Origin of the sequence: Methanohalobium sp. (assembly GCF_018609725.1) — an archaeon.
Lineage (GTDB): Archaea > Halobacteriota > Methanosarcinia > Methanosarcinales > Methanosarcinaceae > Methanohalobium.
The window spans coordinates 1-5,500 of sequence record NZ_JAHENT010000137.1 but is presented as its reverse complement, the minus strand read 5'-3'; the positions used below and the strand labels follow the sequence as shown (position 1 = coordinate 5,500).

The 5,500-nt window shown below is 37.0% G+C and carries 5 protein-coding genes and 1 pseudogene; 3 read left to right on the top strand and 3 right to left on the bottom strand.

Annotated features, from left to right (window positions below):
- The 3 genes from purF to QZ276_RS09315 form a co-directional block, all read right to left on the bottom strand.
- Positions 1-1,156: amidophosphoribosyltransferase (purF, locus tag QZ276_RS09325; RefSeq protein ID WP_292487386.1), on the bottom strand; the 1,156-nt coding region annotated here is incomplete at its 3' end.
- A gap of 49 nt (positions 1,157-1,205) precedes the next feature.
- Positions 1,206-1,367 carry a 50S ribosomal protein L37e gene (locus QZ276_RS09320; RefSeq protein ID WP_013193683.1) on the bottom strand — a complete coding sequence of 54 codons (162 nt, stop codon included), beginning with the start codon at positions 1,365-1,367 and terminating at the stop codon, positions 1,206-1,208.
- Between the two features lie 54 nt (positions 1,368-1,421).
- Positions 1,422-1,640, bottom strand: coding sequence for an LSm family protein (locus tag QZ276_RS09315; protein ID WP_013193682.1), 219 nt, complete (start codon positions 1,638-1,640; stop codon positions 1,422-1,424).
- Positions 1,641-1,882: 242 nt separating this feature from the next.
- Here QZ276_RS09315 and thiD point away from each other — a divergent pair, with 242 nt between their 5' ends.
- The 3 genes and pseudogenes from thiD to QZ276_RS09300 all read left to right on the top strand — a co-directional run.
- Positions 1,883-3,211, top strand: coding sequence for a bifunctional hydroxymethylpyrimidine kinase/phosphomethylpyrimidine kinase (thiD, locus tag QZ276_RS09310; RefSeq protein WP_292487384.1), 1,329 nt, complete (start codon positions 1,883-1,885; stop codon positions 3,209-3,211).
- 83 nt (positions 3,212-3,294) lie between these two features.
- The gene (locus tag QZ276_RS09305; protein WP_292487382.1) at positions 3,295-4,599 is read left to right on the top strand and encodes a TrpB-like pyridoxal phosphate-dependent enzyme; all 1,305 of its coding nucleotides are present in this window, start codon (positions 3,295-3,297) and stop codon (positions 4,597-4,599) included.
- 225 nt (positions 4,600-4,824) lie between these two features.
- Positions 4,825-5,500: pseudogene (locus tag QZ276_RS09300) on the top strand (glucosyl-3-phosphoglycerate synthase); the annotation flags it as partial.

Here is a 5,500-nt window from a genome sequence, read left to right as displayed (position 1 = left end):
GGCTTCCTATTCTTGCATGAACTTCTTTGGCTCCTGAATCACGAATCATATTGACAATTCGCCTAGATGTAGTCCCACGTACAATACTGTCATCGATTAAAATTAACCGTTCCCCATCAATATTATCAGAAATAGTATTCATTTTAAGCCGTACTGCTATCTCACGCATTTCCTGTCCCGGTAATATAAAAGTTCGGCCTATGTATCGGTTTTTCATCAAACCTTCACTGTATTTGATACCTGATTCTTTGGAATATCCTATCGCAGAAGTTATTCCTGAATCAGGCACGGGTGATACTACATCAGATTCTACTGGATGTTCATCCGCAAGAACCCGACCGATTTTTTCTCTAACTTTATAAACCAGTTTGCCGTCGATTATTGAATCTGGACGTGCAAAATAGATGTATTCAAAAACACAGTGAGCTGACCTTTTTTCATTATCCAATTGATAACTTTCCATTTCGCCATCATTAAAGAAAAGAACCTCACCGGGGTATGCATCCCTTAACAGTTTGCCATTGAGTGTATCGATTGCTACACTTTCGGATGCAACTGCATAACCACCTTCAACTTCTCCAATACAAAGAGGTTTAATACCCAATGGGTCTCTTACAGCTATCAACTGACCATCGATTAAAATTGTAAGAGAGTAAGACCCTACAAGCCGTTGCATCACCTGACGAATCGAATCAAGAATGTTGTGCTTTAAAAGCTGTTTTACAAGTAAATGGGCTATGACTTCGGTATCTGAATCTGTTATAAAAATACGACCTTCAGATTCCAGTTCATCCCTGAGTTCACAAGCGTTTACAAGATTGCCGTTATGCGCTATGGCGACAGTCCCACCTTTAAAATTAACAACCAATGGTTGACAGTTTTCAATTCCGGAATTTCCAGATGTAGAATATCTCACATGCCCGATGCCTACATTCCCGGTCAGGTTTTTAAGGTCGTCCTTAACATATACTTCGGGTACAAGACCCATCCCTTTAATAGAATTTGCAGAACAGCCATTATGGATTGTTATACCTGTAGATTCCTGACCCCGGTGCTGTAGCGCATATAATCCGTAATAGATTTGAAAAGCGGATGAATTTGATTGTGGTTCTGCTTCAGGCAAAACCACTCCTACTACACCGCATTCTTCTTTCATTTAAATCTCTATCGTTTTTTATAGGGGTTAATTTATAAATAATTAGCGTTTAGTTTTTATTCCAGTTATAGCTTCTCATTCGTTTAGTTTTACCAAACCCACATGATTTGCACTCTTTGTCTCGTACGTTGAATGACATGCTACCACATCTTCTACATTTTGTATGTGTCCGTTTTTGTCTTTTTCCAAATGATTCAGTTCCTTTACTCATTTAATACCACCTGATTAATAAACCTCAATTTAATTTGTCATGTTATTTTTATAATCATGGAGATACATATACTACATTATCTCCTCTTATCACTACACTACCAAGTTTGCGAACGATTTCCCCGTCATTTAGCTCTTCTGCATTATCAAGAACAAGGTTCATATGCACATCATATCCCTGGAGTTCGCCTCTAAACTCCCGTGAACCTCTCAACCGCACGATTACTGGTGTATTCAACGCATTATTCAGTATATCCAGAGGTCTATTACCCATATTTAACCATCCAATTATTTATAAAATAGACATTTATTCGTATGTAAATTATTAATCTTATTAATATAATCGATTGTTTTGTAATTTTTGCTGCTTCAATGTTGTTTATGCAGTATATATAATTATCGAAACAACAGACAAACAGTATGAATTTATTTTCGATAAAATTGTTATTTATAATTTTACTATTCCGCAGGTTATTTAACAAAAAGTACATTAACATGATTTAAAAGGTGGATAATATGGATAAAATACCGGTTGCATTTACAATTGCTGGTTCGGATTCTGGTGGAGGTGCAGGAATAGAAGCGGATACAAAAACTTTTGCTGCTATTGGTGTTTATGGAGCCTGTGCCATTACATCGGTTACAGCCCAGAATACAGAAGGTGTAATATCTTCTTACGACCTGCCAACAAATGTAGTTTCTGAACAGATTGATGCTGTATGCAAGGATATGAACGTCGGATGGGCTAAAACCGGAATGCTTGGATCAAATGAAATCGTAAAAACCGTTGCAGATTCAATCAAAAAATATAACCTCTCGATTGTTCTTGATCCAGTAATGGCTGCACAGGCAGGAGGCACGCTACTTAAGGAAGATGCAATCTCGCTTTTGACTGATGAATTGCTGCCTTTGTGTAAAATTGTAACCCCAAACATAGAGGAAGCCTACAAGCTTTCTGGTATATACATAAAGGATTTGAATGACGCACGTAATGCCGCCAGAAAAATTGCTGAAAAGGGAAAATGTAATGTGATAATTACCGGTGGTCATCTTGAAGCTTGTGACTTTGTTTATGATTACGAAAACGATGATTTTACAGTAATATACGGTTCATTTGTTGAAGGCGGTACCCATGGTTCAGGATGTACCTATTCATCAGCAATTGTATCTTATCTAAATAAAGGATTCAACCTTGATGATGCTGCAAAATATGCAAAACAGTTTGTTGAAAACGCCATAAAAGAAAGCCTTAATATAGGAAATGGTGTTAATCCGGTAAACCAGTTAGCAGATTTACATAACAATTCTGAACGCTATAAAGTAATCCAGAATTCAATGGATGCACTGGACCTGTTACAGAACAATCAGGCGTTTACAAATCTTATACCTGAAGTGGGAAGCAATATAGCAATGGCGATTCCAAACGCATCAGAAATATCAGATGTTGCTGCTGTAGAGGGACGAATTGTACATCTAAAAAAACATCCAAAATCAGTCGGATCTATTGATTTTGGAGCAAGCAGTCATGTTGCAAGGATTGTTCTTGCGGCTATGAAATTTAACCCAGAAATAAGGTCTGCTATCAATATTAAATATACTCCAAGGATATTGGATATTTGCAACGAGCTTGGATATTATATTTCGTCATTCAACCGTGCTGATGAGCCAGAAGAAACCAGCACAATGGATTGGGGAGTTACATTTGCAATAAGTTCTTATGGTACTGTACCTGACGCAATATATGATAAAGGCGGTATTGGTAAAGAACCTATGATTCGTTTACTGGGCAAATCAGCAGTAGATGTTGTTAATAAAACCATCAAAATCACGGAAAAATGCATTTAAAACCGGTTAACAAAATGGATTTATAATAAATCAACTACACCAATGTACTAATATTTACAATAATGAATTTATAAGTGATTGCTATGGAACAAACAAAAATTTTACTTGATGAAAATGAAATGCCAAAGCAGTGGTACAATATATTGCCAGACCTAACTACACCTGTTGAACCACCACTTAACCCTGAAACAAATGAACCAATAAAACCAGAAGAACTGGAATCAATATTTCCAAAATCATTAATTGAGCAGGAAATGTCTTCTGAAAATTATATAGATATTCCTGAAGAAATTCGCGAAATCTACAAGTTATGGAGACCCTCACCACTTCATCGTGCCCATAAACTTGAAAAATTGCTGGACACCCCTGCAAAAATCTATTACAAAAATGAAGGAGTAAGCCCTGCAGGCAGTCACAAACCCAACACCTCGATTGCACAGGTATACTACAACATGAAAGAAGGTAATGAAAGGGTAACCACAGAAACCGGTGCAGGACAATGGGGTAGTGCATTATCACTTGCCTGCAACTATTTTGACTTGGAATGCAAGGTTTATATGGTACGCTCCAGTTTTGAACAAAAACCCTTCAGAAAATCATTAATCAACCTCTGGGGAGCAACTGTTATTCCATCACCCAGTAAAGAAACTAAATTTGGACAACAATTCCTCGAACAATATCCCGACACAACAGGAAGTCTTGGTATTGCCATCAGTGAAGCTATTGAAGATGCATCAGAAAACGATAATACAAAATATGCTCTTGGAAGTGTTTTAAATCACGTAATGCTACACCAAACAGTTATAGGTCTTGAATCCCAGAAACAGTTAGAAAAAGTTGATGAATATCCGGATACTGTCATAGGATGTTGTGGTGGAGGCAGTAATCTTGCAGGAATCAGTTTCCCGTATCTTAAAGATAAGATAGACAAAAAACATGACCCAGAAATAATAGGTGTTGAACCATCTGCCTGCCCCACTCTTACAGAAGGGAGCTTTAAATACGATTCAGGCGATACTGCAATGATGACTCCACTGCTTAAAATGTACACACTGGGGCATGATTTTGTACCACCGTCCATTCACTCGGGAGGACTAAGATATCATGGATGTTCACCAATTATAAGCAGATTATATGATGACGGATTGATGAAAGGCAGAAACTACCACCAGGTTGAGATTTTTGATTCTGCTGTTAAATTCGCCAGAACTGAAGGTATTGTGCCAGCACCTGAATCATCCCACGCCATAAAATGTGCAATGGACGAAGCATCAAAATGCAGAGAAACCGGTGAAGAAAAGACCATTCTTTTTAACCTGAGTGGACACGGACACTTTGATATGTCCGCTTACGATAAATATTTCAACAAAAAACTGGGCAACGAATAAATTTTAAAGAGGGGCTTTCGCCTCTTATAACTATTTTTTAAACAAGGCTCTTTCTAAACTTTTATTATATTTTTTTTATAAAAAGTATCTCATCACAAACATATTTAATTCTGGATGACCCTAATTGTAATTATATAAACATGGTTTGTTAAACGTAGATAGTTACTTAAAAAGTAACTGATATACTTATAATCATTAATAGGGTTTTAGTTGTGGGGTTGATTAATGGATTTTTCTCAGGAAAGGATTACAACTATCCATGATTACAGTATAAACGGACAAAAAATTACCGAACGCATAAGTAGATTATCGCTTGTTAGACCCGGTGTGGTCATTATACCAATGCTTTATGATGAAATCAAAAGCGATTCATTACAACTTATAGTTAACCAGCTAAATAAAAGCAGTTACCTAAAACAAATAACAATTGCACTTTCAGCTGAAAACTCAACCCAGTACAGAGAAGTTCTGGACTTTTTCGGACAGCTGGAAATACCGCACATTGTTGTGTGGTGTAACGGCCCAAGAATACAGAATATATTGGAAGATATGAAAGAAAAAGAACTTGATATCACATCTTTTTCTGGTAAAGGTAAAGATGTCTGGATAGCTATTGGTGTGGCAAGTTTGTATGGGTACGCCATCGCATTTCACGATGCGGATATAAAAACCTATGATAAATACCTACCAGCCAAACTTTTATATCCCATTATCGAACCAGAACTTGACTTTTTCTACAACAAGGGATATTATTCAAGAATTGACACTGAAAGCAGTCAGATGTTTGGGCGTGTACATCGGCTATTTGTTGAACCACTAATAGAAACTGTCATTAAAGATATCGACAGATCATCAAACGTCATGAATTACCTCCAGTCATTCAGATATCCACTATCAGGAG